Genomic DNA, 25,863 nt, shown 5'->3' on the forward strand with positions numbered 1-25,863 from the left:
GAGGGTCTTTTATTTAAATAAGCAATTATTTGCTTACTACGTCATTTCCTTTGTAAGTACCACAAGCTTTACATACGCGGTGTGATAGTTTCATTTCACCACAATTTGGGCACTCTACCATACCAGGAACTTGTAATTTAAAGTGCGTACGACGCGTTCTTTTCTTCATTTTAGATGTTCTTCTAAAAGGTACAGCCATTATTCCCACCTCCTTAAAAGAATTTTAAAATCATATGAAGGCCCGAAAGCCGGATCTTCGCATTTTTATTTCTTTTTGTCTTTAAAGAAATTTTCGAGTACGGCTAAGCGGGGATCTACTTTTTCCTGCTTTTCTTCTTCGGTAACAACTTCCCAGTCTTTTCCTGACTGTGGAGCTGCTCCTGCCGCTTGCTGATTTTCACTAAATACCTGCAGAGGAATTTCAACAATAATTAACTCTTGAATCAAAGGTTGTAAATCAACCGTTTCTCCCTCTACAATGCGTACTTCAGCATCTTCTTCATAATCAGCATTCACATTCAATAAAAACGTTTCAGTTGCGTTAATTTCAAACGGATACGGAACGTCAACTAATGTACGAGCACAAGGCAACGTCATTTCTCCTGAAATTTTAAGGTGAAACGTTACTTTCGAAGAGCTAATGTCGGCTCTTCCTTTCACGTTTACATCTGACATTCTACGAATTTGAGGATCAGCATTCATAAACTCTTTGCCGTCAATCACTTCATCGAATGTTAGACCTTTATTTTGCAACTGATACAATTGATGTATTGTCCATTTCATTGTTAATCACCTCAAGGCAACAAAGGTTATTATAGCTTTCACAAGATTATTTGTCAATATTTTTTCTTTACACTATAATGTACTTAAATATGCTTTTTTGTAAAAATTTCTTACTTTCATAAAAAAATGTTTTTAAAACAAAGAGCTAGACTAAAAATAATAAATTAAAAGGAGACATTATGCAAGCAGTTGGAATAATTGTCGAATATAATCCTTTTCATAACGGACACGCTTATCATTTGCAGCAAGCGAAACAACAAACCGGAGCAGATTGTGTGATTGCTGTGATGAGCGGGCACTTTTTGCAGCGCGGAGAGCCTGCTCTTGTATCAAAATGGTCCCGCACAAGAATGGCTTTAGCCGCTGGTGCAGACTTAGTCGTTGAATTACCCTATGCTTTTTCTACTCAAAAAGCTGAAACATTCGCAAGCGGCGCTATTTCTATTTTAGAATCCCTTCACGCTGACTTTGTATGCTTTGGCAGCGAAAATGGCAATATTGACTCATTTACCCGCACCGCTGATTTGCTCGAAGCTCATGAATCAGAACTATCCGCTTTAATTCAACAAGAGATGAAAAAAGGGAACAGTTATCCAAAAGCAGCTTCCAATGCTTTCTTACAGCTTTTCACGGAGGCTCCTATTGATCTATCTCAGCCAAATAATGTGCTTGGAATGAGCTATGTAGCTGCCATTAAAAAACAGCATGCATCTATTAAACCATATACAATCACTCGAATTCAATCACATTATCACGATGATTCCCTGTCTTCCTCTTTTATTTCAAGTGCTACAAGCATACGTAAAGCTATTTTTGACAGCAGCAGCCATGGGGACCTGAGCAAGCACATGCCAGTTAGTACGGCAAATGAATTAACAGCTTACAAGCAAGCACACGGACAGTTTCATCATTGGGAGCATTATTTCCCATTTTTGAAATACAAATTATTAACTACTCCGCTTTATGACTTACAGCGTATTTATGAAATAGAAGAAGGTATTGAACATCGGCTCCTATCTTATATTTCTTCAGCTACTTCATTTGAAGATTTTTTAACAAATGTTAAAACGAAGCGATATACGAGAACCCGTTTACAGCGCATGTGCGTTCACCTTTTAACCAATACAACAAAAAGTGAGATGCAACAAGCTGATCCTTACATTCGCTTATTGGGAATGTCAAAGACAGGACAAGGCTATTTAAAAACAATTAAGAAAAAGCTGTCCCTTCCTATTGTATCCACTGTATCGCAATGTAAACTAAAAGAAATTGATACCGATATTAAAGCGACACATGTTTATAGTATGCCGTTTCAAGAGCCTCTGCGCTCTCAATTTATGAAACAAGAATACACGCAGCCTCCTATCATTTGGCCATAAAAAAATCGTCTGCAAGAGACGATTTTTTTATGGTTTCAGCTTTTCTAAATACGTTACCGCATCCGAAAATGAATCTACGGGTACAATTTTCATATCACTGTCTATTTTTTTAGCTGTCTTCACTGCTTCTCGGTAGTTAGAGCCCGCAGCCCCTTTTTCATTTGGTGCAAAGAAAATCTCTGCTCCTTCTTTATCTGCGGCTACAATTTTTTGCGAAATACCTCCGATTGGCCCTACCTCTCCTTTATCATTGATAGTCCCTGTACCTGCAACGCGATGGCCTTTTGTCATGTCCTCTTTAACAAGCTGATTATAAATTTCAAGCGAGAACATCAGTCCCGCTGAAGGCCCTCCTATTTTTTCAGTATCAATATGTATATCGGGCTTAACTTTTAGTTCTTGGTTCGTTTCTAAGGCAATTCCTAGGCCTACTCGTTTCGGCTCGTCAGGGAATGCTTTAACTTTTAGAGTATGTTTGCTTTCTTTGCCATCTCTTTTTACATAAATTGATACTGAATCTCCTGCTTTTTTAGTCGATACGTAGTTGATTAAGTCCTCAGCAGTTTGAATTTTTTTCTCGTCTACTTTCGTCACTACATCTCCAACATGAAGTTTTCCATGTGCAGGCATATTTTCTACGACATATGTAACATATACGCCTTTATTGAGATAGGAAACGCTCTTTCCAGCTGCTTCGTATGCTACTGAAATAGCGGCATTTTTTGACGTATCCATCATATGTAATTGCCTTGTCGAGTAATCTTCATCGCTTTCACCTTGCTGCAAAATTTGCTTTGTAGGGAAAATTTCATGAAAGTCCTGTATTTTCGCAAGACCATATGAAAGAGGAGTTGCTCTGCCCATTCTTACAGTTGTCAGCATAAACGTCCCTTTTTCATGGTATCCATCTTCTACCTTAATAATAGGCGCAAGTTCTTCTGCCATTCCAGGCTTTGTAATGTAGTATGGCAAAGGATAAAAACAAAGCATTGCCACCACTGCAATAACAGCCAAATATACCAAAATTCTAATTCTAGATTTCACTTTTTTTGTTCTCCTTCCAATGATCAATTGCTTGCAGGATAGAAGGCAACTGCTCATGTGCTGCTTGTTCACCAATTGAAATCATTTCTTGAATGTTTGTAAACGCTCTGGAACTAAAAGTATCGAGATTAGGACGAATCATAATGTCTGAAGCAATGGTCCGATGAGCTACTAGCTCATCTTGCAAAATATCTAAACTTTGCATAATGACATCAAAAATGGAGCTGATTTCTGCATTCACTTTCGCTTTTGATACATCGACTCCAATGACAATATCAGATCCCATTTCTTTTACAACTGACACAGGAATACGGTCCACTACCCCGCCGTCTACAAGCAATCGTCCATCAATTACTTCGGGAGCAAAGATTCCTGGAATTGAAATGCTTGCTCTGACCGCTTCAGCGATAGGTCCTTTTTTAAACACCACTTTCTCTCCTGTTTTTAAATCTGTCGCTACAATGGCAAACGGTATAGATAGCTGTTCAATAGTTCTATTTTGCGTAAAGGTGCGAACCAGCGATTTTACTCTGTTGCCCGTAATAAATCCCATTTTAGGCACGGTAAAATCCAAATAATACTTTCGTTTGAACGTTAGCGCCATTTTATAAAGAGTTGCCAGTTCAATACCTGACGCATATAGTGCACCAACTAAAGCTCCCATGCTGCTGCCAGCTAGAAAATCAATAGGAATGTTATTTTCTGTTAGCGTTTTGATTACTCCTAAATGTGCAAAACCTCTAGCTCCACCTGAGCCTAACGCGACTCCTATTTTTGGGCTTTCCACTTTACCTGCCCCCTCGTTTTACCTTATAGACTTCTAAAAATGTAAAAACATTTGATGAGCTTCTCTATCATTGTTGCCCTGTATTCGGTAGGACTATTCTTCATTTTCTATTTGTTCATTTAGTATGAAGCTAAAGATATGTTTTGCTCAATACACGGTGGTTATTAAGCATTATACTATACTGAAGGTTGTTTTAAGAAATTCTTACTCTTCGCTTGCTGCGTATACGTTTTTTTACTCCTTGACTATCCTAGAAGTGCATTGATTTATGTATATGAATTGTATTTCCAAATGTGACAAGACGCCTTTTTATTCAATATGAATTTATTTTCTCCTTACTCATAGGCATAAAGTCGATGCATAGCTTCGTATATTGATATATAGAAGAACTTGTACATTTGCCTAAAACTCCTCATTTCATTCATATCAAGATGACGTGAGCTTAGAAAAGGAGATGAATCGTTCGTTGAATAAATCAATGGTGAAAACACTTCTGCTCGGGACGAGCGTAACGCTTCTCGCTATTGCGCTTATTGTATATCCAAAAGAAGCGCTAGAAGGTTCAGTAAGAGGTCTCAACACATGGTGGAAGGTCGTCTTTCCTTCTCTGCTGCCCTTTTTTATTGTTTCAGAAATGCTTATTGGGTTTGGCGTAGTGAAGTTCATTGGGATCTTATTAGAGCCGTTTATGAGGCCTTTATTCCGAGTACCTGGAGTAGGGGGTTTTGCTTTAGCAATGGGCATGGCTTCTGGGTTTCCTTCAGGTGCAAAAATCACTTCCCGGCTGCGTCAAGAAAAGCAGCTAACAGCTATCGAAGCTGAAAGACTCGTATCATTTACTAACTCATCTAACCCTATTTTTATTTTTGGAGCTGTGGCAGTTGGCTTTTTTCACAATCCAGCTGTCGGTATCATATTAGCTCTCTCTCATTACATAGGGAATATTTGTGTAGGGCTGGTGATGCGTTTTTATGGATCAGCAAAACCGAAAGGACAAGTAACTCAAAAACCTTCTTTATCGTTAGCTTTTCATGAAATGCATAAAACGCGTTTAAAAGATAAGCGTCCTATCGGGAAGCTTCTAGGAGATGCGGTTACTTCTGCTGTTCAATCTCTCTTAATGATTGGCGGTTTTATCATTTTATTTTCTGTATTAAACAAACTTTTATATGTTACTCATATCACGGCCGTTTTAAGCAGCGGTCTAGCTTATTTATTTTCCCTGTGTCATATAGGGACTGAACTGAGCCTTCCCTTTATTTCAGGGCTTTTTGAAATCACACTAGGAAGCCGTCTAGCAAGCGAAGCTCCAGACACGCTGCTGTTTCATCAAATTATCATCGTTAGCTTTGTATTAGGCTTCAGCGGTTTCTCCGTTCAAGCACAAGTGGCTAGCATACTCGCCGAAACAGATATTCGATTTTTCCCATTTTTTATTGCACGCATTTTTCACGGCTGTTTTGCGGTAGTATTCACTATCTTTCTATGGGGTCCTCTTCGAGAATCCATTACTACTTTTCAAGCATCTGAAGGAGCACTGCCGGTTTTTTCTCACTTGGAGTCCGTTACGATTCTATCGCAGTGGCTAAACGTGTACGGTCCGCTCTTAACGATTTTTACGCTGTGCTGCTATATTTATATATATTCAAAACGAACGTTTCTTCATCGTTCCTAGTAAAAAAAAGAACGTGACGTTTTCTTATCGGCAAAGAAAACGTCACGTTCTTTTTTATCTTATTTTTGAGACAGCTGTTCAAATTTTTCCGCAAGCGCTTCTCTAACAGGGGGAGGAACTAATTCAGAAATATTCCCGCCATATTTAGCTACTTCTTTTACAATACTAGAACTTAAAAACGAGTATTGATTATTTGTCATCATAAATAACGTTTCGATTTCTTTATCTAATACGCGATTTACAGATGTGATTTGCATTTCGTACTCAAAATCCGATACTGCACGCAAACCTCTTAAAATGGTTTTTGCCTGCTTTTCTTTTGCATATTCCATTAATAATCCGCTGTACGACTCTACTACCACATTAGGAAGTGATTTTGTTACTTCTTTCAGCAAAGCTACTCGCTCTTCCCCTGTAAATAGAGGACTTTTTGAAGAGTTATTTAAAACAACCACATAAATCGTATCAAATACATTTGCGCCTCGTTTAATAATATCAAAATGCCCATTTGTAACTGGATCAAAGCTTCCTGGACAAACAGCTATACTGCCCATACGTATCCCCTTTCTACATCTAACAGCTCATTGATTTAGTCAACTGATTCTTCTTTTTTGTATGTATAAATAGAAACACCAATGATACCGTACGTTTCGCTTTTTATTTTTTCAAATAAACCAATCTCATTATCTAACTGTACATCATGAGAATGCTCCGCTACAATAATTCCTGTTTTTGCCAGAAGGTTTTCTTCACTTACCGTTTCGATAAGCGCTTTCAACTTTTGTGCTTTATACGGTGGATCAAGCAAAAGTAAATCGACAGTCAGCTCCCTTTTCTTTATCGCTTTCAGTGCGCGTTCTGCATCATTTCGATACACTTCAGCGCGGTCTTCTAACCGGCAAGATGCTAAGTTTGCTTTAATCGTCTGAATCGCTTTGCCATCCCGATCCACAAAAATGACTTTATCTATTCCTCGGCTTAGAGCTTCAATTCCCAAGCCACCGCTTCCACCGAACAAATCAAGAGCTGTTCCACCTTCAAAAAACGGTCCAATCATATTAAAAATAGCTTCTTTCACCTTATCTGTTGTAGGGCGGGTTGAGTATCCTGGAACCGCCTTTAACGCATGGCCTTTATATAAACCTGCTACTACTCTCATCCTTATCACTACCTTACTTTTACTTCCTTATTCTTCATTATCCTAACATATTTTGAATTACAAAGACTAGCAAAAATCCTCAATTTATTCAATGCTGTATACATTCTGTGCAATAACCCAGCAGCTTGCTTTTATGCTGGACTTTTACGACCGTGTCCTTAGATACACTGATTCTTTTCTAAAAGATACACCTATGAAGATCATTCGGCATTTCGTTCACAGAAGAATTCCTTTACTTTAATATGTCATAATAAACGTAAATTTACCCTTTTTCTCTGTCATGTTATCAGTCTTTTATGTATTAAAAAGTGAATTTCACAAGACAGGTATATGAACGTTTAAAACGGACATACTTACTAGTAACAACATCATCTAACCGATGTTGTTGCCAACCGCGGAGAAGACTTACGTTTCCCCATAAGTTCTTCCTCCGGTTTCTCCTCTCCCTTTGCCTTCATCAAGGTGCTTGTAATCGCAGAGGTGATTACACCCCTTTATTGAAGGGCCCTACAATGAGTAGTTGTAGGGATTTTTTTATTTACTCTTAAAATATTCAGTGATACATTAAACTACGTGAGTTTGCTTTTTTAATACATAAAGGGGGAAATACATATGATTCAGCGTTTTATTGAGCTCGGAGAAGGGTATTCAGATATTTATGAGCTGTTAGAGATTGTCAAAAGCAACAAACACCGTCTTGCTCATCTTATTATGCTGCGAACAGTAAAAGAAGATCGACAAGTAGCTTCTTTTGTCGCTGTCTTGCATCCAACAGCTGAAGGGAATTTCCAACCGCTTTACGTTTGCCGAGAAGGAATTGTTTTAAAACAAAACGACAGCAAGCGCGTTGAGTTATTTAAACAAGCTGCTGAGGAAGCGGGAAAAGAAATTGTGGTACTCGATGTCAAACCATCTACTACATTTCCAGAAACAGCACTATACTATCAGCACCTTATTGGCATTTTGCGAATGAACCGCTTTATTCCGCCAATGCAATAATCTCATCCCTGCCTATTCGTTTACTAAGGGCAAGTAAAATAAAAAAAGGAATGTACATCACATTCCTTTTTTGTTTAAATTCCTATCTTATAGTCATATTCCTTCGCCTTATCCGGCTTTGAATTTTCAAATTCTGTTTTTAAAAACGGCCGATAAGAAGGATCTACTTTCTTCACAAAAGGTAGAGACTGAAGTTTATGGATTGTTTTTTCAATGCCATCTTGGTTGCAATATAAGACAACATACTTTAATTCTTTAGATACGTAATGTACATTTCCGTACTTTCGCAATGCTTTTGCTTGCTTGACAGAATGCACATACGCCACAATTCCTTGACGTTCAACAAACATATTTAGTTCCCCTTTTGCATACGTTATATTGGTTTTCTTTATCATAAATTCTTTTATATGAAGTAGGTGCTTTATGTATGAATTTAGATGATATCTGGATGCTCTTTCTTACTCATTTTAACGAGCAGAGAGCTATTGAACAAGTCATTTTCAAAAAAATCACAAATATACCCTTTTTGTATATAAACACATCAATTAAGCGTAGAAAAATAGATGAGCTTCTAGAAGCTTCATCTATTTTTGCTACATCCAATACAAATGCTACGTGGCGCTCGACTTTTGTCAGAAGTCAGCATCTTACTTATGTCTATCAGCACAGGTTTTACGTTCCACAGCGTAAAATGGCCTGCTGCGGAAATTCCTGTGCTGATTGCGTTCGATTTATACAGTGAACGGCTTATGCGCTGCACCCACAGCTTCCACCAGATCCGCAGCCACCGCCGCAGCTGCTTCCCGTATCAAAAAACGGATTTCCCGTCGGTACTTTCACGTGCTCTGAAACAGCTTGACCAAGGATAACGCTAATTTCATCAAGCAGCTTTTGTAATTCATTTTCTGCTTTTTTGAACGCAGCGATTGTCGCGTGTAAATCAACTTCACGCTTTACATCACGTACTTGTCTCGTAATGGTTTTATAATCAGGATGATATTTTCCAAATCGCTGAACATCCTCATACTGTTCCTTTATTTTCACAAATTCAGCAATTAATGCCTGTGCATGTGAATCTTTATTTAATCTATATAAACATTGACGATAGTTCTCGGCTACGTCTGATTGTAACACCATGTTCGCTACGTGATCAGACTCATCGAGTAATTCAACAGTTCTCATTGTTGTCAGCATGGCTGTGCACCTCCGTTTTTATCTTATCACGTTTTGGATCTAAAGAAAAAGAACTTGCTAAAACAGCTTACACTGATTTACTACAAGTTCTACTTTTTAACTATATAATTTCAACCGTAAAGGTATTCCTCACTTGATAACTTTCTTCTTTAGATTTCATCAGTTCAATCGTAACAGTATGAGATCCTTTTGGAAGATCACTTAAAACAAAGGCTGCTTGCTTCATTTCTTTAAATGGTTTTCCATCTACTTTGATTTGAAGGAATCCACTCTCTGTTGAAAATGAAAACCCGCTTAGAATACATTCGACGTATACGTTTTGTCCTTTCACATGCTGGTGTACCATCAGTGAAGGTTTTGTATTCATTGCACCAAACGTCTCAGCTGCCCGCAGTTGAGAGGAAATTTTAGTTTCAGGTTTTGGTTTATCATGGTTGCATCCTAGCAGAGAAACTACACATAAGGCCGTCGTTAATAGTAAGCGCATAATACCATTCCTTTATCATTCGTTTCTCCATAGTGTTTACAAACTCTTTGTTTTTACTCATGACGTGCAAAAATCTCTGCATCGCTATGTATGCAGAGATCATTGATTTTTCATGGACTGAAACATATGAAACATCATGTTTGCCATTTGAATCGAATTCGAAAACTTTTCGACTTTATGAGGAATCGTTTGTTTGTAGTAGTGCTTGGATTCTAATTCAAATTTCTCCAGTTCTTCAGGATTTCTAGATAAACGCCGGTACCACATTGGCTGTTCACGAACGAAGTCGTTGAGTTTAGGACGAGACTGCATATACTCGTATATATCTTTTCTCATTGCGTTTAATCTTTCCTAAAGCCAAATGGATTCCCTGGCCCGGAAGCTGCTCCTCCACCGGATGGCTTAGATGGCTGAAATTGCTGCAGTACTTGTTGAATATTGGAAATAGCTGAATTTACATTTGTGATATGATTTTGCATTTGATTCAAGTCCATGTTTTTCAGTGAGGATACAATTGTACCCATAATATCTTTTTTCTCCTCTGTTGCAGCAGCTGGTTCAGCCTTTGCACTTTCTTCTGAACGATATGCCTCCCACATTGGATCTTCTGCACCGAATAAATACCAATCTTCATAAAGCTCTTTCCACGTTTTTTGCTGCTTTCGAACCTGTTCTACTAATTTGGGATGTGATTTTACAAATTGTTTAAATTCCACAACGGACGGATGAAGCTCTCGTTTGGTTTCCTTCACAGTCACTCACCTCATACTTAAATATAGCCTACTATATCTTAGAAAAAGAGAGCTCGTTTCGTGCGCCTATTTCAAAAATTTTTTATAGCTGTTTTTTTGAAGAAGCACGAACTGTGAACCAGTATGTAATGAAAATAGATAAAATGCTTAGCCAAAATGTAAAATAACCAATTTCAGACATATACGCATTGAGCATGCTGTATCTTGGCATCATAGAAAAAACGTAATCAATGATATCATTATGTACAGCCCATACAGCGGCAACAGCTACATGCCATAATTTAATCCGGTAAAACGGTACGTACAAAAGCCCTTGAAAAGCCATTGCTGCATGAGAAGCCATTAACATAAGCATCATCCAATCAATGTATCCTGTTAACACATAGACCAATACATTCATTACGACGGCCCAAATCCCGTATTTAAACAGCGTGATCATTGCTAAAGCTTCAAACAGTGAGAAATGCTTTCCAAGTAAAAGACCGATAAGTACAATAACAAAAAACAAGCTTGCCGTTGGACTATCAGGCACAAATAATAAAAACTTCTTAGGTGTTTCCGCTAATTGACTTCCATACCAAATATATCCGTAGATTGTTCCTAGTATATTCACAATCAGCAAAAGCGTTAAAAAACGCTTATCTTTTAAGGTATACCATAACCAAGCCATTTAGAAAGTCTCCTTTACATTTAATCTCTTCTTTATTATGTACAGTTTTTGAACAATAGCAAGCACCTATCTCATTGATGTAAAACACAGCATTAAATAAATTCAAAAAAAAACCAGCCCTTTGGCTGATTTTCACTATTCTTTCCCTAAGTTGCCGACAAATTCCGAGAGCGTTTTCAATTCTTTATCTGAACCTTTGAAAACACCTTTTGGCATATTGCCTTTACCATTTTTTGCGATATTGGCGATTTCTTCAGGAGATAAATCAATTCCTGTTAAAGCCGGAGCCGCAGGGCCTCCTTGTAGATTATCACCGTGACAGGTCAAGCACGTTTGCTCTTGCATGATTTTGTAGCCTTCTGAATTTTTGTCAATCGCTACTTCTTCTCTAATTTTCCCTTGCTCTTCACGCGCTTTCCAATCCACCTGTGTCGCTGACTGCCACGTTAGGAAAAAGACTGCTGCTATAGCCAAAAGCATGAATCCTGTTGCAAACGGCCTCTTAGCTGGTCTTCTTTCTGGTCCTCGATCAATGAACGGAGCAAGCATTAATGCGCCAAATGCAATCCCTGGAATAATAAATGCACCTATAATATTATATGGACCAGAAGCAAATGAATATTTAAGCAATTGATATAGGAACAAAAAATACCAGTCAGGAAGAGGCAAGTACCCCGTATCAGTCGGATCGGCAATACGTTCAAGAGGAGACGGATGAGCGATGGTTAAACATAGATAACCGATTAAAAAAACTGCCCCTACCATCCATTCTTTTAGTAAAAAGTTTGGCCAGAATGCTTCTGTTTTCCCTGGAAATTCAGAGTAATCTTTTGGAATATTGGGTTTTCGTTCTGCAGGAACACGTGAATCTCCAACAAACTTCATCCCTTTACCACGATGCATGTTCTCCCTCCTTTTTCTCACTGTTCTAGTGAAAGTACTAACAACGGAGTATGTGCTTGATGCATATAATGACTAGTGTGATTGAATACTTGAATAAAGCGTATAAAATTTTATAGTGGTCCTGAAATTCCTTGTTTACGAATCATTAAGAAGTGGGCACCCATTAAGCCAAGTAGGGCTCCGGGTAAAAAGAATACGTGAATGGCGAAAAAGCGAGTTAGTGTTTGAGCACCAACGATGTCTGGATGTCCTGAGAGTAATGTCTTCACTTGCTGGCCTATAATTGGTGTGGATTCAGCAATTTGCAAACCTACTTTCGTTGCAAATAGCGCTTTCATATCCCACGGCAACAAATAACCTGTAAAACCTAAACCTAACATAACAAAGAAAATTAACACACCCACAATCCAGTTTAACTCGCGGGGTTTTTTGTATGCTCCTTGGAAGAAAACACGAAGTGTATGTAAAAACATCATGACGATAACCAAACTTGCTCCCCAGTGATGCATACCTCGAACAATTTGTCCGAAAGCGACTTCATTTTGCAAATAATAAACGGATTCCCATGCATTTTTTATATCTGGTACATAATACATGGTTAAAAACATGCCTGATAAAATTTGAATAACGGTAACAAAAAACGTTAATCCACCAAAACAATACACAAATGCTGAAAAGTGATGTGCAGGATTTACGTGCTCTGGCACTTCATGATCGGCCACATCTCGCCATAAAGGAGTAATATCTAGCCGTTCATCCACCCAGTCATAGATTTTATTCAACATTTTCTATGCCCCTCCTTGTGGTTTGGCTTTTCCTAGATATAACGTACCGCCTTTTACTTTTTGAACGTATACATCTAACGGTCCCATCGGTGGTGTCCCCGGTACATTTTTACCGCTTTTTTCATACATTCCCCCATGACAAGGGCAGTAGAAACGGTGTGGATAGTTTTTGTCACCAGCCCAGTTAACCGTACAGCCTAAATGCTTACAAATTGGTGACAGCGCGACGATTTCACCTTTATCAGTTTTGTACACCCAAGCCGATCTTGGCTCTTCTGATTTATGCCACGCATCCACTTGCTTGATTTTAAAATCGACACGTTTCGGCTCTTTTGTAATGTCTTTAACCTGCGCTACAGCTACTAAATCCTGACCCGCTTCTTTTTCTAAAATTGGATCTACTGCAAAGCGCACCATTGGCATTAACATTCCAGCAGCCATGAATCCCCCTACACCAGTGAGCGTATAGTTTAAAAACTGTCGTCTTGATACCCGATCACCCATGCTTTTCCCCCCTTTAAAAAAGTTCAGTCCAGAGAATTTTGGACACATGATGGACCATTCTATTAAACTAGGACATAATCATGATATATTAATATTTCTGGAAGGTCAATACAATAAAAACCTAAAACATGGAAATAATCTTTATTTTTCTAAATTTTTTGTCATTATTTTGTTTGCGCTTCCATTACTTATTCTACAGTCTTTTTAAACACTCCATTTCTCTATAAAAATCGGTAAGAGCTGTTGAACTTGTTCATGTATGAGCGTATACTTATGCGACTCATCTATATGCTCAAGCGGTAAAGCAGGTATCCAAATGCAGTACGCCCCTATTTCTTTTTCAAACTGCAGCCAGTCTCGGTCGCTAGTAAGCACAAAAAGATGTTTGACTTCATTGTCATTTATATGCTCATTCCAACGAAGTAATGTTTCATAAACAGCAGCTACTCCATCTTTTTTTAAGTATGTAAAACTAGGTGTTAAAATCACTCTTCCTTTAAATTGCCTCTCTAACTCTTCAGTAAGAGCAGTCGTATATTCACTCATAGATGCAGTAAGCTTTAAATCTTCTCCGAAATCAATCGGAATGAGTGGAACCAATACGGTATCAACATAACTTTTGGATTGTAGATACACATCCATTTCCTTGGCCTGAAGCTTCAACTTCCTTCTCCTCTCAGCAAGCCTGCTAAAGCTTGTCTTATTTATTTTCCAAAATGAATAAGGAGATAAAAAAAGAGATTGACCTTTTTCTAAGAAGCTAGCCAATCCCTCGTTTATCTACTGTACATAATGGTTATTTAAATATTCGCTTAAGCGCTGAAATTCCTCTTTATCGTTTTCATCTAATGCTTTATCAATTAGTTCCATGATTTTTGATCGCTGAAACTTCTGAATAGATTCTTCCAATATTTGCTCAGCTAATACTCTGTCTTTTTCATTTGTTTGATTAGCTTTTGGCATATACGGATTGTCTTCCAGTACAGCCACATATTGAGGCGATGAATACAACGATCGGAAGTTTAATTGAATATAAATGTCTTCTTCTCGATTCAAACGAATATCATGAAATGATTTTTCTGCATCGGTTGTCATGATATTTTCTTTATAAAAACGAAATGGAGGGTCTTCCACACAGTGCGTAGACATCACCATCCCGCGAGGACAAAACTGTGCTTGCTCAACGAAGTGAACTCGTTTCATCAATTGATCATGGCTCATCAAATAATTTAAAATCCATACACATTCTCTTCGCTTCAGCTGATAATTCGTTAAAAACCAGCGAACAAATTCTTTTTTCTCGTTGACAGTAACAGGGGTCGTCATATTCTCACTTCCCTCCTCTGTGTTTAAACTCTCAGTTAAAACACCTTTTACAGTTATTTATTCCACACGGCAGCAATAAAATCCTCTGAACTATTATTTATTCTTCTAATTGAAATAATATGTCTTGAATTTCATCTACTGTTGGATCCATTGCTAATAAGGCTTGGAAAATCCCCTTCGCTTTCGAGCGCTGTCCTTCTTCTAATAAGAAGTAGCCATACTCTTCTAAAAACGCATACTCTTCTTTAAAAACAGTGTATGCAGATTCGTAGTATTTTAGCGCTTCTTCATAATTTTCTAATTCCTGGTGAGCTTTTGCTAAATCCCATTCAAAATGAGGGTCATGCTCATTATATTCTTTGGCGTGCTCGATATTCTCTACTACATCTTCATATCTCTCTTGACTCATATAAAGTTTAGAGAGAGTTAAAATGGCTTCAATGTACCCTGGATCTAGTGCAATCGCTTGTTGAAATGCCGATTCAGCCTCTTCTTCTAGACCGCGCTTTAATGCTATCTTCCCTTTAAAAAAGTAAAGTTCTTTTTGAAATTCATCCTGGGCAATACCTTCGTTGACAGCCACCGCAGCCTCTTCTAGCATCTCTTCATGTTCATATGATTTTGCTAAATATAAATAAAGAGAATGGTACTCACGATCTAGCTCTTTTAGTTCTGTGAACTTTTCAATAGCGGTCTGATAATGACCTGCTTGATACGCTGAAATCGCATATTCAAATAGTGTGTTAATCTCAAGCTTATCTTTTAGCGCTTGATCAAAGTAAGGAAGCGCTTCTTCGAACTGGCCGATACCCGCTAAACTTTCAGCTAATCGCTGACGAAGATCCGTGCCGTTAAATTCTTTTTCTGTTTTTAGCAGCGTTTGATAAAAAGGAATCGCCTTTTGATAAATTCCTTGACTGCTGTAAAATTCACCGAGCCCAAAATCTATAACCGGCTCATTTGGAAGCATTTTTTTCGCTTCCATTAACTTTTTCTCACTTACTTCACTAAGGCCTTGCATTTGATATAAGTCAGCTACAAGAAGCAGAGCTGGCACGTAGTTATCATCTTCGCTACTAATTTGATTTAAAATATGAATTGCTTCTTCTTCTTCTTCTAAATCGATAAGCATTTCAGCTTTTAATAAATACAGCTCGCCTTCTTCTGGGTATTTAGCGATGAGCTCGTCTATTAAAGGCAGCGCATCATTTACTAGTCCCCACTCCTGAAGCTGTTCAGCCATTAAAAATTTTTCTTCGTCTGTAGCTTTATCTTTCAATTCATGAATAAGGGCAAGACCTTTTTCAATTTCATTGGATTCTACGTAACCTATCGCGCGGTCTAGTTCTTTCACACACAATTCTCCTTTATTATTACATTCACTTTTTATATACAAATAAAACGAATTAATTTTCTATTTTTTCCAAACCGAAGCAAGAACTCATGCTTCTATACACCATGATAAAATAGTTTGAGCGTTTGTTCAACAAATCAATTTGAACACGCTTACATTTTCGAATAAAAACGAGATTGAGGCATGACTACATTAATCAACAGCTAGAAGCACCTACATACATGAGACCTACGTTCACCCTAACAATAAAAATCCGAACGAGTTTGATTCTCTATCAAGAATATCAATTCATCGTTCGGATTTTCCTTCAACCAAAATGCGTTTGTTCCAGCCTCTTTCTTATTCGCTTAGTTTATCAAGATCTTCAAAGAAAGTAGGATAGGATACGTGAATAGCTTCACTTCTCATTAGTGTTACCTCTCCCGTTGCAATGGCTGCTGCGACCGCAAGCATCATTCCAATTCGATGATCTCCATAGCTGTCTACTTCACCGCTTTGTAGGGCCGTCTTGCCTTCAATGATGAGGCCATCAGCTGTTGGAGTAACAGAGGCACCGAGCTTGCTTAACTCCGTTGCAACCGTATCGATACGGTTCGTTTCTTTTACTTTTAATTCTTCGGCATCTTTAATAACTGTTTTCCCATTCGCCTGAGTCGCCAAAAGAGCGATCACTGGAATTTCATCAATTAAACGAGGAATTAAATCCCCCCCAATTTCAATCCCTTTCAACTGAGACGTTTCAATCGTCAAATCGCCAATAGGCTCTCCATTTTGAATACGTTCATTAGAAATTGTAAGGCGTGCTCCCATTTGCTGAAGCACATCAATAATACCTGTTCTTGTAGGATTGAGTCCGACGTTTTTCAAAACGATTCGGCTGTTTGGAACAATGGCTCCTGCAACAAGAAAGAACGCGGCTGAAGAAATGTCACCAGGTACGTATACATCCGTTCCGCGCAGAGATTGTCCTCCTTCAATGCTTACAGTCGTTCCATCTACCTCTACGTCTACTCCAAAGGCGCGAAGCATACGCTCTGTATGGTCCCGTGATGTAAAAGGCTCGGTTACTTTTGTTGTGCCTTCCGCATGAAGTCCCGCTAGTAAAATCGCTGATTTTACTTGTGCACTTGCTACAGGAGAATGGTAATGAATTGCTTTTAAAGCTCCTCCTCGAGTGGATAAAGGCGTATATTGGCCGTGTTCACGCCCATCAATCTTTGCACCCATAGAGCGCAGGGGCACCGTAACGCGGCTCATAGGACGCTTGGCAATCGACTCATCTCCAATTAGAGATGTATGAAATGGCACACCTGCAAGAATCCCAAGCATTAAACGAGTAGTCGTTCCTGAATTTCCTACATCTAGGATGGAAGTAGGTTCACTTAACCCTTCGATACCTTTACCTTCCACTTCGACATACTCGCCTTCTCTTTTAATCGATACGCCCATCTTTTCAAAACACGAAATCGTACTTAAGCAATCTTCCCCTGCTAAAAAATGATTAATCGTTGTTTTCCCTTCTGCCATCGCTCCGAACATCACAGCTCTGTGAGAAATCGATTTATCTCCAGGAATAGAAATTTCTCCTTGGAGAGATGAAAGATTAGTTTTTAATTGTTTTCCACTCATTTCATTCACACCTTTCGTACATTAAGAAATAAACGTCTGATATTGATGCTGATGGAGACACGCTCTTGCCCGCTTTCTATCTTCCTCTGTTTGAAAGCTCAAACGTAATACTCCGTATATGTCTTCTCGTGTTTCTAAAATTCGAATGTTTGTAATACTGATTTCATCTTCTGCTAAATAACCCGTTACTTCTGAAATAATCCCCGGATAGTCAGGAACATCCACATAGAGATCATAAAAGGATGGAATCGCTCCTTTGGTTCGTACAGGAAGCTGATCTCTAAATTGTTTTGCTTGTGAAAAATATGTATAGATATCGTTCGCGTCTTTTCGTTCGATCATATTTCGCACGTCATTCATTTCTTCAAGCCAGTGGTCAAACATTGAAAGAAGCGCATCCTGGTTATGAAGCAAAATATCTCTCCACATCGCTGGACTGCTTGAAGCAATACGTGTAATATCACGAAACCCTCCAGCTGCAAGCTGCGAAACTAGCTGGTTGTCTTGTTGGTAATATTCTGCTTGATGAACAAGGCTTGCAGCAATAATATGAGGAAAATGGCTGATGACACCCGCTAATTTATCATGTTCTTTTGGTGACATCACAATAATTTTAGCTTTTGTACCACTTAGCAATTCCTTTAAACTGTCTAAAGCCTCCGAAGAAGTAGAAGATGAAGGTGTCAATACATACATTGCATTTTCAAATAAATGAGCTTTAGAAGCAGCTACTCCGCTTTTATGAGACCCAGCCATTGGGTGACCGCCGATAAACTCAATGCCTTTAGCGATAAGAGCTTCCGCTGTCTTCACTACCTCTTCTTTTGTACTCCCTACGTCTGTGACGATAACAGACTGTTTGAGCGTAAAATGTTCTAACTGTTTTAGCACTTCAGCTGCTTGAGTGACCGGAATGGCAATAACAATATAATCCGCTTGCTCCGCGCCTTGTTGTAAAGAAGAAGCCGCTTGGTCAATTACACCTAGGGTTTTGGCAAGCTCCAGCTGCTCTTGATTAATGTCAAAACCTATTACATCAAGATGATGGTGCGTCTTTTTTATATTAAGTGCCAGCGATCCTCCAATTAACCCCAAACCTATAACAAAAACATTTTCTTTCACTTTCCTTCACCTCATTGTACATATGAAGATGAGAGTGTGAAATCACACTCTCATCTTTTACTATATTAGGTATTAAGCTTTCGCTGCTGCTTGGTTAACAAACTGCTGAAGCAATTCAATGATTTGTTCATTTTGTTCTTTTGTTCCCACTGTAATACGAACGGAAGTTGGGAAGCCTAATGCATTCCCTGAACGAACAATAAATCCGCGTTGCAATAAAAATTGAAACACTTCATCGCCTTGACGACCAAAATCAATTAGAACAAAATTAGTGAAAGACGGATAATAGTTTAAGCCATTCTTATCACAGAAAGCATAGTATTGCTGCAAACCTTCTTCATTTTTCTTTTTACACTCTTCAATGAACGCTTGGTCTTCAAGAGCAACGATTGCTGCTTTTTGAGCCATGCGGCTTGTATTAAAAGGTTCACGAGCCGGCTCAATTTTTTGTAGCAATGATTCGTTTGCAATACCGTAACCAATACGCAAAGAAGCTAAGCCGTATGCTTTTGAAAATGTGCGAAGTACAATTAAGTTTTCGTATTCATTCAAAAACTCTACCGTATTCGGATAGTCGGCTTGATCTGCTGCATACTCAAAATAGGCTTCATCCATAACGATTAATGTATGCTTAGGAACTTGTTTCATAAAAGAAATTAACTCATCGCCCTTCACATACGTTCCCGTTGGGTTATTAGGACTGCATACCCACACAATTGTCGTATTTTCATCAATCGCACGAAGCATAGCATCTAAATCATGATCTCCGCCGCGCAGCGGTACTTCACGAATTTCTGCACCTTCAATTACGGCATTGTGCTTATATTGAGGAAATGACGGCGTCGGCATGACAGTATTTGTATCAGCCGATAGCAAAGCTCGGCAAATAATTTGAATGACTTCATCAGACCCATTTCCAAAAATCAGCTGATCTTGCTCTACGCCTACGTGCTTTGCTACTGCTGCACGCAGTTCAGCTGCATAGCCGTCTGGATAAAGCGCCATATTTTCGATTTCTGCAGCAATCGCCTCTTTTACTAAAGCAGAACTGCCGTAAGGATTTTCATTAGACGCTAATTTTACGACGCGATCTAAATTAAATTCACGCTTTACTTCTTCAATTGGCTTACCTGGTTTATATGGAGATAAAGTTAGTAATTGTTCTTTTACCTTCAACGTGTTACACCTCGCATTTTTGTATAGGCGAAACGATGGATGCAACATACTCCTCAATTTGATTTAATCCGTCTCGGCGTGTATCCTTATTTAAAAGAACTTGTTCAAGCTGGCCAATTTTATTAACAATTGCACTTCCAATTACAATGCCGTCGCTATGTTCTTTTAACACCTCTACTTGTTCACTTGTTGAAATCCCAAAACCCACGGCAACCGGTATAGAAGCTGCTGCTTTCACATCTTCTAAAAAGGTGCCAATATCAGCTGGCAACGTAGAGCGAACCCCAGTAACGCCTAAAGACGACACGCAGTATAAGAAGCCCGTTGCATCTGCAGCGATTTTTTGAATACGCTCTTTAGATGTAGGAGCAACCATCGAAATGTACGCAACTTCATTTTCAGCGGCAAGCTCCCGGATACGGCCACTCTCTTCGTACGGTAAATCCGGAATTAGCACTCCATCTATTTCATTTTCTCGCATTAACGCGAAAAAGGATTCTAAACCTAATTGTAACACAGGATTAAAATAGGTAAAGAGAATTACCGGTATTTTCACACCTTTTTTTCTCATCACCGATACAAGCTTAATGGCTTTTGAAATAGACATACCGCCAGATAAAGCTCTTTTGGACGCCTCTTGAATAATTGGACCATCTGCTAAAGGGTCGGAATATGGTACGCCCAGCTCTAAAATAGAAGCACCTTGCTTTTGCAAAGACAAAGCAATATCCACCGTTGCATCTTCATGAGGATCTCCTGCTGTAATAAATGGAATAAACAATGTTTCATGTTTAGGTAGTCTCGCTTCAAACGTATTCATGTTCTTCTTCCTTCCCTTCTAGCAAGTTTACTAATGTATGAACGTCCTTATCTCCTCGACCTGACAAGCAAATTAAAATTGTTTCTTCTTTCGTCATGCTTTTAGCCAGTTCAAATGCTTTTGCCAGCGCATGGGCGGACTCAATAGCCGGGATGATTCCCTCTGTTTTCGCCAGCAGCTGAAGAGCTTCGATTGACTCATCATCCGTTACACTTTCGTATTCCACTCTTCCAATAGATGAAAGGTGAGAATGCTCTGGACCGATACCTGGATAATCCAAACCTGCTGAAATAGAATAAGGCTCTGTAATCTGACCATTTTCATCTTGAAGTAAATACGTGAGCGTTCCGTGAATAACACCTTTTGTGCCTTTAGCCATTTTAGCAGCATGAAGGGCTGTATTTAGTCCTTTCCCTCCTGCTTCTACGCCGATCAAGCGTACATTTTCTTCTTTAATAAAATCATAAAACATTCCGATTGCATTACTGCCGCCTCCGACGCATGCCACGACAGCATTCGGAAGTTTGCCTTCTACCGCTGTAAACTGTTCTTTTGCTTCTTCTCCAATAATTTTTTGGAAATCTCGAACCATTTTAGGATAAGGGTGCGGTCCAATGGCCGAACCAATTAAGTAAAAATGATCTTCACAATGTTGAACCCAGTAGCGAATTGCTTCATTTGTTGCATCTTTTAGCGTTTTTGTTCCAGAAGTTGCGGGAATGACTTCCGCTCCTAGAAGCTTCATGCGAAAAACGTTCAACGCCTGACGTTCAATATCTTCTTCTCCCATGAATACTTTACATTCCATTCCGAACTTTGCAGCTACTGTAGCTGTGGCTACCCCGTGCTGACCCGCTCCTGTTTCAGCAATAATTTTTGTTTTTCCCATCCGTTTAGCAAGTAAAATCTGTCCAATGGCATTATTGATTTTGTGAGCACCCGTATGATTTAAGTCTTCACGCTTTAAATAAATTTTTGCCCCGCCGAGCGTTTCGGTAATATTATCAGCATATGTTAAAGCTGTTGGTCGCCCAGAGTAGTTAACAAGTAAGGATAGATACTCATCTTTAAATGCCGGATCTTTCATTGCTTGATTCAAAGCTGCTTCTACTTCTTCAAGTGGTTTCATTAATGTTTCAGGTACGTATTTTCCGCCAAATTCACCAAAGCGGCCAAATTCATCAGGATGATTGTATGTCATAGTATGATCTTCCTTTCAATCTCTATAATTTTTGTATAGTCCTTCGTTCCATTTGTTTCAATACCGCCAGAAATATCAATCGCCCCAGGCTGGTAGGGTAACAAGTTCTCAATGTTACAAGCATTGATTCCTCCAGCAATAAAGCATTTTTTACCTAACCTTTGGGCAGCTGATTCATACTGAGGAACGAAGCTCCAATCAAAAGCGACGCCTGTTCCTCCAAATTGTTCTTTAACCTTGCTATCAATTACATACCCGTCAGCCTCTTCATATACATGCATTTGCTGCAGCGTTTCTTTATTGTGAGGGAGCGCTTTCCACACTTCATATCCACGCTGCTTTAACTGACGTACGTCCGCAGCTGTTTCTTGCCCGTGGCACTGAATTACATCTAAATTTGTTACGGAGACAATTTCAAGTATTTGATCTACCGGTGTATTAACAAATACCCCTACTAGCGAGACTTGTTTTTTTATTTCATCCGTTACAAACTCATTTACTCGTTCAGGCTTTACATATCGTTTACTTCTGGGATAGAAAATAAAGCCAATGTGAGTAGCAGCCGACTTTTCGATTAAAGCTATATCTTGTTTTGATCGAATACCACAGTACTTAATGAGCATATTCACTTTCCCCAAACAGCTTTTCAATCGCTTTGGTTTGATTATCCTGCCTCATAAGCGACTCCCCTACTAAAATAGCTTTTGCTCCCGCTTCTTTTACGTAGGAAACATCATCGTATAAGTAAATTCCGCTTTCACTCACTAACAGCTGATCTTTCGGAACATGCTTGGCGATTTCTTTTGTCTGCTGCAAGCTGGTTTCAAACGTGTGAAGATTTCGATTATTAATTCCAATAATCTTCGGGGTAAATACAGCTAGCAGCTTTTCAAGCGTTTCTAGAGAATGCACTTCTACTAAACAATCTAACTCTTTTTCAGCAGCTTGAAGATAAAGCTCTTGCAATTTTAATGGTTCAAGTGCTTCTCCAATGAGTAAAATAGCATCAGCACCGATTCTTGCACTTTCTTCCACTTGAATGGAATCAATGATGAAATCCTTGCGAAGCACAGGGATAGAGAAATGCTGTTTAATGTCACTTAAAAACGTTCGATGTCCTTGAAAATAGTGCTGATCTGTTAACACAGACAAAGCATCTGCTTTCCCTTTCTCGTAGGCTTTAGCAATTTCCACAGGCTGAAAATTCTCTTTTATTAATCCTTTAGAAGGCGAGGCTTTTTTCACTTCTGCAATAAGAGCCAGCTCTCGATTCGGATTTGATAAAGCGTCTAAAAATGATCGTTTTGCAACATTTTGCTGTTCGGGTAACTGTAGGTTTTGAATTTCTTCTTTTTTTGTTTCAATAATTTTATTGAGCATGTTCAACCACCTTTTTCGATTTCAATCGTTGTAATTGCGTGTATGCAGCACCTGATTCAATTGTTTCTAAAGCTATAGCTACTCCTTCTTCAAAAGTAGAAACGTTTCCGCTAACGTAAATAGCTGCAGCAGAGTTTAATACGACTGCGTTTTTAGCAGTTACATTACTTTTATTTAAAAATAGCGATTCAATAAGCTCGGCACTCGATTTCGCATCTTCTACCACTAAGTCTTCAAGCTTCCCTCTCTGTAAGTGTACATCCTCTGGTGCAAGCGTATATTCTGTAATGACATTGCCCTGTACTTCTACAACATCCGTTACATCCGTGGCACTAATTTCATCTAAACCGTCCCTGCCCGCAACCAGAAGGACGTGGTTAGCTCCCAGTACAACAAGCGCTTCTGCTAATTTTCGTGCAAGCTCAATGGAATAAACGCCAATTACTTGCTTTGTGCAGTTAGTAGGGTTTGCTAATGGACCTAATGCATTAAAAACGGTTCTAAACCCTAATTCCTTTCGAGTAGCAGCAACGTGTTTCATAGCAGGGTGATAAAGAGGCGCAAATAAAAAGGACATGTTGAGGTCAGCCACCGCATTTTTCACTTCTTTTTCATTTCCTTGAATCCATATATCCAGATGTTCTAACACGTCTGCACTTCCGCTTTTAGAAGATACGGCGCGATTTCCGTGTTTCGCAACCTTTACTCCCGCAGCAGATGCCACAATCGCACTAGCCGTCGAGATATTAAACGTAGAGGCCCCGTCTCCTCCCGTACCGCATGTATCTACTACGTTTAATTCTTCTAGAGAAATAGCATTCATATTATTTTTCATACCTCGGACAAAACCAACAATTTCATCGACGGTTTCTCCTCGGTACGTTAAGATGGTTAGCACGCTAGCAATTTGAGCTGCCGGGACTTTGCCGTTCATAATATCATTCATAATTTTTTCTGCTTCTTCCGCTGAAAGTGACTCACCGCGCAAACACTTTTTTAACAATTCTTTAAACATATACATCCTCCTTTTTATCGTAGATGTCTTGGGCTAATTGAATTGTTTTGATTAAAGCGCTAGCTTTATTGCGGGTTTCTTTCCACTCAAGCTCCGGTTTTGAGTCAGCAACCACTCCTGCTCCGGCCTGGATATAAGCGGTCTGGTCTTTCAAAAGAATGGTCCGAATCGCAATGCACGAATCAATGTTTCCATCAAATCCGAGATATGCTACGGTTCCTGCATATACATTTCGCGCAACTGGTTCAATTTCATTTAAGATTTGCATCGCTCGCACTTTTGGAGCGCCAGATACGGTACCTGCTGGAAATGCAGAAAGCAGCGCATCAATGGGATGTACTTTTTCGTCAAGGCGCCCTGTCACTTTAGAAATCAAGTGCATGACGTGCGAAAAGTTAACCTGCTGCATTAATACTGGTGTTTGGACACTTCCATACTGTGCAACTCGGCCGATGTCATTTCTTGCTAAGTCCACGAGCATATAGTGTTCTGCCCGCTCTTTTTCATCGTTAATTAAGTCTTCGTATAAGCGCGCATCTTCTTCTGCATCTCTGCCACGTCTTCTCGTTCCTGCAATCGGATGAATTTCTAAATGGCCGTTTTCAATTTGAATCAACCGCTCAGGAGAACTTCCAATTAACTCCACGCCTTTTACTTTCACGTAAAATAAATAAGGAGACGGATTAACTAATCGCAATACTCTGTAAATATCAAATCCAGCTACGGTCGTATCAATTTGAAATCTCTGCGACAATACGGCTTGAAAAACATCTCCGCTTTTAATGTATTCCTTAATTTTTTCCACATCTTGCACAAATTTATCTTTTTGGTATGACGATGTCACGCCTTCAAAGCTAACTTCGCGCTGCTCGCTTTCAAACATCATTGGCTTTTCTTTCACCGTCTGCGCTATTCTTTCAACATATCTATTGATCTCTGCTAAAGCTTCACCGTATTTTTCTTTTTTCTGCTGCTCTTTGTCTTGCTCATTAAGCTGAATGTAGTGAATCACCATAAGCTCTTTTGTTTGATGATTGTAAGCAAGCATCGTTTGACAATAGATAAAGTGAAAAGTAGGCATGTTCAAATCATTTTGGGCATGTACGTTTACTTTTTCAATTTGCGATACTGCGTCGTAGCTGATAAACCCTACTGCTCCTCCTTTAAAAGGAAGTGCAAGGTCTGGTACTTTCACTTTCAGCTCTTGCTGAATTTTACAAAACACCTCTTTAAAGCTGTCTCCTTGCAGCATAGGCTGAAGCTGCTTGTTTTTTGCTAGATAGGTTCCGTTTTCTTCCTCAACATACAAAAATGGATTTAAGCCAATAAAAGAATAATTGGACCATGGTGATGATTCATCATTACTTTCAAGCAAATATACGGCTTCATCTTTTACTTGTTGAAAAAGATCAACAGGTGTCATGCTATCGATAAATATTTTTTTGATAATTGGAATGGTTAAATACTCTGTAGAGTCTTCTAAAAAAGAAGTATACGTGTTCGTCATATCTTTCAATCCTCCATTTCATGGAGAATGAGAATAGATGAGGTTATATAAAAGAGGATATAATAAATAAACCCAAAGACACATCAAAAATGGGTCTTTGGGTATACGAATGGTAAAATTCACTCAACTAAACTCTGCTCAACTGTCTCATTCTCGTCTACCCTAATCTCAACTAAACTGTCTATTGTTTTCTCATAACTAAAATCTCTAAA

The 25,863-nt window shown here is 38.9% G+C and carries 30 protein-coding genes; 3 read left to right on the forward strand and 27 right to left on the reverse strand.

From position 1 onward, the window contains the following. Window positions 1-25 precede the first annotated feature (25 nt). A complete protein-coding gene (gene rpmF, locus ACFX4N_RS15960) occupies window positions 26-199 on the reverse strand; it encodes a 50S ribosomal protein L32 (protein ID WP_013058976.1) in 174 nt (57 codons plus the stop codon). A gap of 65 nt (window positions 200-264) precedes the next feature. After that, on the reverse strand, window positions 265-783 hold the full coding sequence (locus ACFX4N_RS15965; RefSeq protein WP_013058977.1) for a YceD family protein: 519 nt from the start codon (window positions 781-783) through the stop codon (window positions 265-267). A gap of 179 nt (window positions 784-962) precedes the next feature. Between ACFX4N_RS15965 and ACFX4N_RS15970 the strand changes: the two genes are divergently transcribed. Further along, window positions 963-2,162 carry a nucleotidyltransferase gene (locus ACFX4N_RS15970; protein WP_025750385.1) on the forward strand — a complete coding sequence of 400 codons (1,200 nt, stop codon included), beginning with the start codon at window positions 963-965 and terminating at the stop codon, window positions 2,160-2,162. Between the two features lie 27 nt (window positions 2,163-2,189). Here the strand turns inward: ACFX4N_RS15970 and ACFX4N_RS15975 are convergent, their stop codons facing one another. Both ACFX4N_RS15975 and ACFX4N_RS15980 read right to left on the reverse strand, forming a co-directional pair. Continuing rightward, window positions 2,190-3,206, reverse strand: coding sequence for a SepM family pheromone-processing serine protease (locus tag ACFX4N_RS15975; RefSeq protein ID WP_272812415.1), 1,017 nt, complete (start codon window positions 3,204-3,206; stop codon window positions 2,190-2,192). Beyond that, window positions 3,196-3,993 carry a patatin-like phospholipase family protein gene (locus ACFX4N_RS15980; protein ID WP_013058980.1) on the reverse strand — a complete coding sequence of 266 codons (798 nt, stop codon included), beginning with the start codon at window positions 3,991-3,993 and terminating at the stop codon, window positions 3,196-3,198. Before ACFX4N_RS15980 ends, ACFX4N_RS15975 begins: the two co-directional genes overlap by 11 nt. Before the next feature lie 466 nt (window positions 3,994-4,459). Here ACFX4N_RS15980 and ylbJ point away from each other — a divergent pair, with 466 nt between their 5' ends. Further along, window positions 4,460-5,668: a sporulation integral membrane protein YlbJ gene (gene ylbJ, locus ACFX4N_RS15985; RefSeq protein ID WP_014458363.1), complete on the forward strand. Its 1,209-nt coding sequence runs from the start codon at window positions 4,460-4,462 to the stop codon at window positions 5,666-5,668. Between the two features lie 59 nt (window positions 5,669-5,727). Here the strand turns inward: ylbJ and coaD are convergent, their stop codons facing one another. Both coaD and rsmD read right to left on the reverse strand, forming a co-directional pair. Continuing rightward, window positions 5,728-6,222, reverse strand: coding sequence for a pantetheine-phosphate adenylyltransferase (coaD, locus tag ACFX4N_RS15990; protein ID WP_013058982.1), 495 nt, complete (start codon window positions 6,220-6,222; stop codon window positions 5,728-5,730). Window positions 6,223-6,257: 35 nt separating this feature from the next. Further along, window positions 6,258-6,827 carry a 16S rRNA (guanine(966)-N(2))-methyltransferase RsmD gene (gene rsmD / locus ACFX4N_RS15995; protein WP_013058983.1) on the reverse strand — a complete coding sequence of 190 codons (570 nt, stop codon included), beginning with the start codon at window positions 6,825-6,827 and terminating at the stop codon, window positions 6,258-6,260. 612 nt (window positions 6,828-7,439) lie between these two features. Here rsmD and ACFX4N_RS16000 point away from each other — a divergent pair. After that, a complete protein-coding gene (locus ACFX4N_RS16000) occupies window positions 7,440-7,826 on the forward strand; it encodes a DUF7147 family protein (protein WP_014458362.1) in 387 nt (128 codons plus the stop codon). Between the two features lie 74 nt (window positions 7,827-7,900). On the opposite strand, the gene ACFX4N_RS16005 is transcribed toward ACFX4N_RS16000, so the two are convergent. The 21 genes from ACFX4N_RS16005 to trpE all read right to left on the reverse strand — a co-directional run bounded on the left by ACFX4N_RS16005 (window position 7,901) and on the right by trpE (window position 25,651). Beyond that, window positions 7,901-8,176: a YlbG family protein gene (locus tag ACFX4N_RS16005; RefSeq protein ID WP_013058985.1), complete on the reverse strand. Its 276-nt coding sequence runs from the start codon at window positions 8,174-8,176 to the stop codon at window positions 7,901-7,903. Window positions 8,177-8,573: 397 nt separating this feature from the next. Beyond that, window positions 8,574-9,020: a YlbF/YmcA family competence regulator gene (locus tag ACFX4N_RS16010; RefSeq protein WP_013058986.1), complete on the reverse strand. Its 447-nt coding sequence runs from the start codon at window positions 9,018-9,020 to the stop codon at window positions 8,574-8,576. A 100-nt stretch (window positions 9,021-9,120) separates the two neighbouring features. Further along, on the reverse strand, window positions 9,121-9,507 hold the full coding sequence (locus tag ACFX4N_RS16015) for a carbohydrate-binding protein (RefSeq protein WP_192100014.1): 387 nt from the start codon (window positions 9,505-9,507) through the stop codon (window positions 9,121-9,123). Window positions 9,508-9,606: 99 nt separating this feature from the next. Further along, complete coding sequence (locus ACFX4N_RS16020) at window positions 9,607-9,843, reverse strand: YlbE-like family protein (RefSeq protein ID WP_013058988.1); 237 nt, start codon at window positions 9,841-9,843, stop codon at window positions 9,607-9,609. Between the two features lie 5 nt (window positions 9,844-9,848). Beyond that, window positions 9,849-10,259 carry a YlbD family protein gene (ylbD, locus tag ACFX4N_RS16025; protein ID WP_013058989.1) on the reverse strand — a complete coding sequence of 137 codons (411 nt, stop codon included), beginning with the start codon at window positions 10,257-10,259 and terminating at the stop codon, window positions 9,849-9,851. An 82-nt stretch (window positions 10,260-10,341) separates the two neighbouring features. Beyond that, window positions 10,342-10,929: a lipoprotein heptaprenylglyceryl N-acetyltransferase LhaT gene (gene lhaT / locus ACFX4N_RS16030; protein ID WP_013058990.1), complete on the reverse strand. Its 588-nt coding sequence runs from the start codon at window positions 10,927-10,929 to the stop codon at window positions 10,342-10,344. Window positions 10,930-11,064: 135 nt separating this feature from the next. Then, on the reverse strand, window positions 11,065-11,832 hold the full coding sequence (locus ACFX4N_RS16035) for a menaquinol-cytochrome c reductase cytochrome b/c subunit (protein WP_013058991.1): 768 nt from the start codon (window positions 11,830-11,832) through the stop codon (window positions 11,065-11,067). A 110-nt stretch (window positions 11,833-11,942) separates the two neighbouring features. Then, a complete protein-coding gene (gene qcrB, locus ACFX4N_RS16040; RefSeq protein WP_013058992.1) occupies window positions 11,943-12,617 on the reverse strand; it encodes a menaquinol-cytochrome c reductase cytochrome b subunit in 675 nt (224 codons plus the stop codon). A gap of 3 nt (window positions 12,618-12,620) precedes the next feature. Then, the gene (locus ACFX4N_RS16045; protein WP_013058993.1) at window positions 12,621-13,121 is read right to left on the reverse strand and encodes a QcrA and Rieske domain-containing protein; all 501 of its coding nucleotides are present in this window, start codon (window positions 13,119-13,121) and stop codon (window positions 12,621-12,623) included. 204 nt (window positions 13,122-13,325) lie between these two features. After that, entirely contained in the window at window positions 13,326-13,763 is a 438-nt protein-coding gene (locus ACFX4N_RS16050) for a YpiF family protein (RefSeq protein ID WP_257128613.1), read from the reverse strand. 138 nt (window positions 13,764-13,901) lie between these two features. Continuing rightward, on the reverse strand, window positions 13,902-14,447 hold the full coding sequence (locus ACFX4N_RS16055; protein WP_013058996.1) for a ReoY family proteolytic degradation factor: 546 nt from the start codon (window positions 14,445-14,447) through the stop codon (window positions 13,902-13,904). 97 nt (window positions 14,448-14,544) lie between these two features. Continuing rightward, window positions 14,545-15,807, reverse strand: coding sequence for a tetratricopeptide repeat protein (locus ACFX4N_RS16060; protein WP_199866381.1), 1,263 nt, complete (start codon window positions 15,805-15,807; stop codon window positions 14,545-14,547). A gap of 333 nt (window positions 15,808-16,140) precedes the next feature. Continuing rightward, window positions 16,141-17,430 carry a 3-phosphoshikimate 1-carboxyvinyltransferase gene (gene aroA, locus ACFX4N_RS16065; protein ID WP_029320453.1) on the reverse strand — a complete coding sequence of 430 codons (1,290 nt, stop codon included), beginning with the start codon at window positions 17,428-17,430 and terminating at the stop codon, window positions 16,141-16,143. 21 nt (window positions 17,431-17,451) lie between these two features. After that, the gene (locus ACFX4N_RS16070; protein WP_013058999.1) at window positions 17,452-18,552 is read right to left on the reverse strand and encodes a prephenate dehydrogenase; all 1,101 of its coding nucleotides are present in this window, start codon (window positions 18,550-18,552) and stop codon (window positions 17,452-17,454) included. Window positions 18,553-18,624: 72 nt separating this feature from the next. Further along, window positions 18,625-19,728, reverse strand: a complete 1,104-nt coding sequence (gene hisC / locus ACFX4N_RS16075) for a histidinol-phosphate transaminase (protein ID WP_013059000.1) — start codon at window positions 19,726-19,728, stop codon at window positions 18,625-18,627. Window positions 19,729-19,732: 4 nt separating this feature from the next. Next, window positions 19,733-20,548 carry a tryptophan synthase subunit alpha gene (gene trpA / locus ACFX4N_RS16080; protein WP_013059001.1) on the reverse strand — a complete coding sequence of 272 codons (816 nt, stop codon included), beginning with the start codon at window positions 20,546-20,548 and terminating at the stop codon, window positions 19,733-19,735. Then, window positions 20,535-21,749 (reverse strand): tryptophan synthase subunit beta, encoded by a 1,215-nt coding sequence (gene trpB / locus ACFX4N_RS16085; RefSeq protein WP_013059002.1) that lies wholly within the window; start codon window positions 21,747-21,749, stop codon window positions 20,535-20,537. Before trpB ends, trpA begins: the two co-directional genes overlap by 14 nt. Then, on the reverse strand, window positions 21,746-22,372 hold the full coding sequence (locus ACFX4N_RS16090; RefSeq protein WP_057273980.1) for a phosphoribosylanthranilate isomerase: 627 nt from the start codon (window positions 22,370-22,372) through the stop codon (window positions 21,746-21,748). The genes trpB and ACFX4N_RS16090 overlap by 4 nt, the downstream gene beginning before the upstream one ends. Further along, window positions 22,362-23,129 carry an indole-3-glycerol phosphate synthase TrpC gene (trpC, locus tag ACFX4N_RS16095; RefSeq protein WP_377261783.1) on the reverse strand — a complete coding sequence of 256 codons (768 nt, stop codon included), beginning with the start codon at window positions 23,127-23,129 and terminating at the stop codon, window positions 22,362-22,364. Before trpC ends, ACFX4N_RS16090 begins: the two co-directional genes overlap by 11 nt. Beyond that, window positions 23,119-24,144 (reverse strand): anthranilate phosphoribosyltransferase, encoded by a 1,026-nt coding sequence (gene trpD, locus ACFX4N_RS16100; protein WP_057273982.1) that lies wholly within the window; start codon window positions 24,142-24,144, stop codon window positions 23,119-23,121. The genes trpC and trpD overlap by 11 nt, the downstream gene beginning before the upstream one ends. Continuing rightward, window positions 24,137-25,651, reverse strand: coding sequence for an anthranilate synthase component I (gene trpE / locus ACFX4N_RS16105; RefSeq protein WP_057233632.1), 1,515 nt, complete (start codon window positions 25,649-25,651; stop codon window positions 24,137-24,139). The genes trpD and trpE overlap by 8 nt, the downstream gene beginning before the upstream one ends. Window positions 25,652-25,863: the final 212 nt, after the last annotated feature.

This window comes from Priestia sp. YIM B13551, from assembly GCF_042787905.1.
Lineage (GTDB): Bacteria > Bacillota > Bacilli > Bacillales > Bacillaceae_H > Priestia.

Excerpts from the sequence above, each read along its gene's own strand:
- rpmF (WP_013058976.1), bottom strand. The coding sequence starts at position 199 with ATGGCTGTACCTTTTAGAAGAACATCTAAAATGAAGAAAAGAACGCGT.
- ACFX4N_RS15965 (WP_013058977.1), bottom strand. The coding sequence starts at position 783 with ATGAAATGGACAATACATCAATTGTATCAGTTGCAAAATAAAGGTCTA.
- ACFX4N_RS15970 (WP_025750385.1), top strand. The coding sequence starts at position 963 with ATGCAAGCAGTTGGAATAATTGTCGAATATAATCCTTTTCATAACGGA.
- coaD (WP_013058982.1), bottom strand. The coding sequence starts at position 6,222 with ATGGGCAGTATAGCTGTTTGTCCAGGAAGCTTTGATCCAGTTACAAAT.
- rsmD (WP_013058983.1), bottom strand. The coding sequence starts at position 6,827 with ATGAGAGTAGTAGCAGGTTTATATAAAGGCCATGCGTTAAAGGCGGTT.
- ACFX4N_RS16000 (WP_014458362.1), top strand. The coding sequence starts at position 7,440 with ATGATTCAGCGTTTTATTGAGCTCGGAGAAGGGTATTCAGATATTTAT.
- ACFX4N_RS16005 (WP_013058985.1), bottom strand. The coding sequence starts at position 8,176 with ATGTTTGTTGAACGTCAAGGAATTGTGGCGTATGTGCATTCTGTCAAG.
- ACFX4N_RS16010 (WP_013058986.1), bottom strand. The coding sequence starts at position 9,020 with ATGCTGACAACAATGAGAACTGTTGAATTACTCGATGAGTCTGATCAC.
- ACFX4N_RS16015 (WP_192100014.1), bottom strand. The coding sequence starts at position 9,507 with ATGCGCTTACTATTAACGACGGCCTTATGTGTAGTTTCTCTGCTAGGA.
- ACFX4N_RS16020 (WP_013058988.1), bottom strand. The coding sequence starts at position 9,843 with ATGAGAAAAGATATATACGAGTATATGCAGTCTCGTCCTAAACTCAAC.
- lhaT (WP_013058990.1), bottom strand. The coding sequence starts at position 10,929 with ATGGCTTGGTTATGGTATACCTTAAAAGATAAGCGTTTTTTAACGCTT.
- ACFX4N_RS16035 (WP_013058991.1), bottom strand. The coding sequence starts at position 11,832 with ATGCATCGTGGTAAAGGGATGAAGTTTGTTGGAGATTCACGTGTTCCT.
- qcrB (WP_013058992.1), bottom strand. The coding sequence starts at position 12,617 with ATGTTGAATAAAATCTATGACTGGGTGGATGAACGGCTAGATATTACT.
- ACFX4N_RS16045 (WP_013058993.1), bottom strand. The coding sequence starts at position 13,121 with ATGGGTGATCGGGTATCAAGACGACAGTTTTTAAACTATACGCTCACT.
- ACFX4N_RS16050 (WP_257128613.1), bottom strand. The coding sequence starts at position 13,763 with ATGGATGTGTATCTACAATCCAAAAGTTATGTTGATACCGTATTGGTT.
- ACFX4N_RS16055 (WP_013058996.1), bottom strand. The coding sequence starts at position 14,447 with ATGACGACCCCTGTTACTGTCAACGAGAAAAAAGAATTTGTTCGCTGG.
- aroA (WP_029320453.1), bottom strand. The coding sequence starts at position 17,430 with ATGAGTGGAAAACAATTAAAAACTAATCTTTCATCTCTCCAAGGAGAA.
- trpA (WP_013059001.1), bottom strand. The coding sequence starts at position 20,548 with ATGAATACGTTTGAAGCGAGACTACCTAAACATGAAACATTGTTTATT.
- trpB (WP_013059002.1), bottom strand. The coding sequence starts at position 21,749 with ATGACATACAATCATCCTGATGAATTTGGCCGCTTTGGTGAATTTGGC.
- ACFX4N_RS16090 (WP_057273980.1), bottom strand. The coding sequence starts at position 22,372 with ATGCTCATTAAGTACTGTGGTATTCGATCAAAACAAGATATAGCTTTA.
- trpC (WP_377261783.1), bottom strand. The coding sequence starts at position 23,129 with ATGCTCAATAAAATTATTGAAACAAAAAAAGAAGAAATTCAAAACCTA.
- trpD (WP_057273982.1), bottom strand. The coding sequence starts at position 24,144 with ATGTTTAAAGAATTGTTAAAAAAGTGTTTGCGCGGTGAGTCACTTTCA.
- trpE (WP_057233632.1), bottom strand. The coding sequence starts at position 25,651 with ATGACGAACACGTATACTTCTTTTTTAGAAGACTCTACAGAGTATTTA.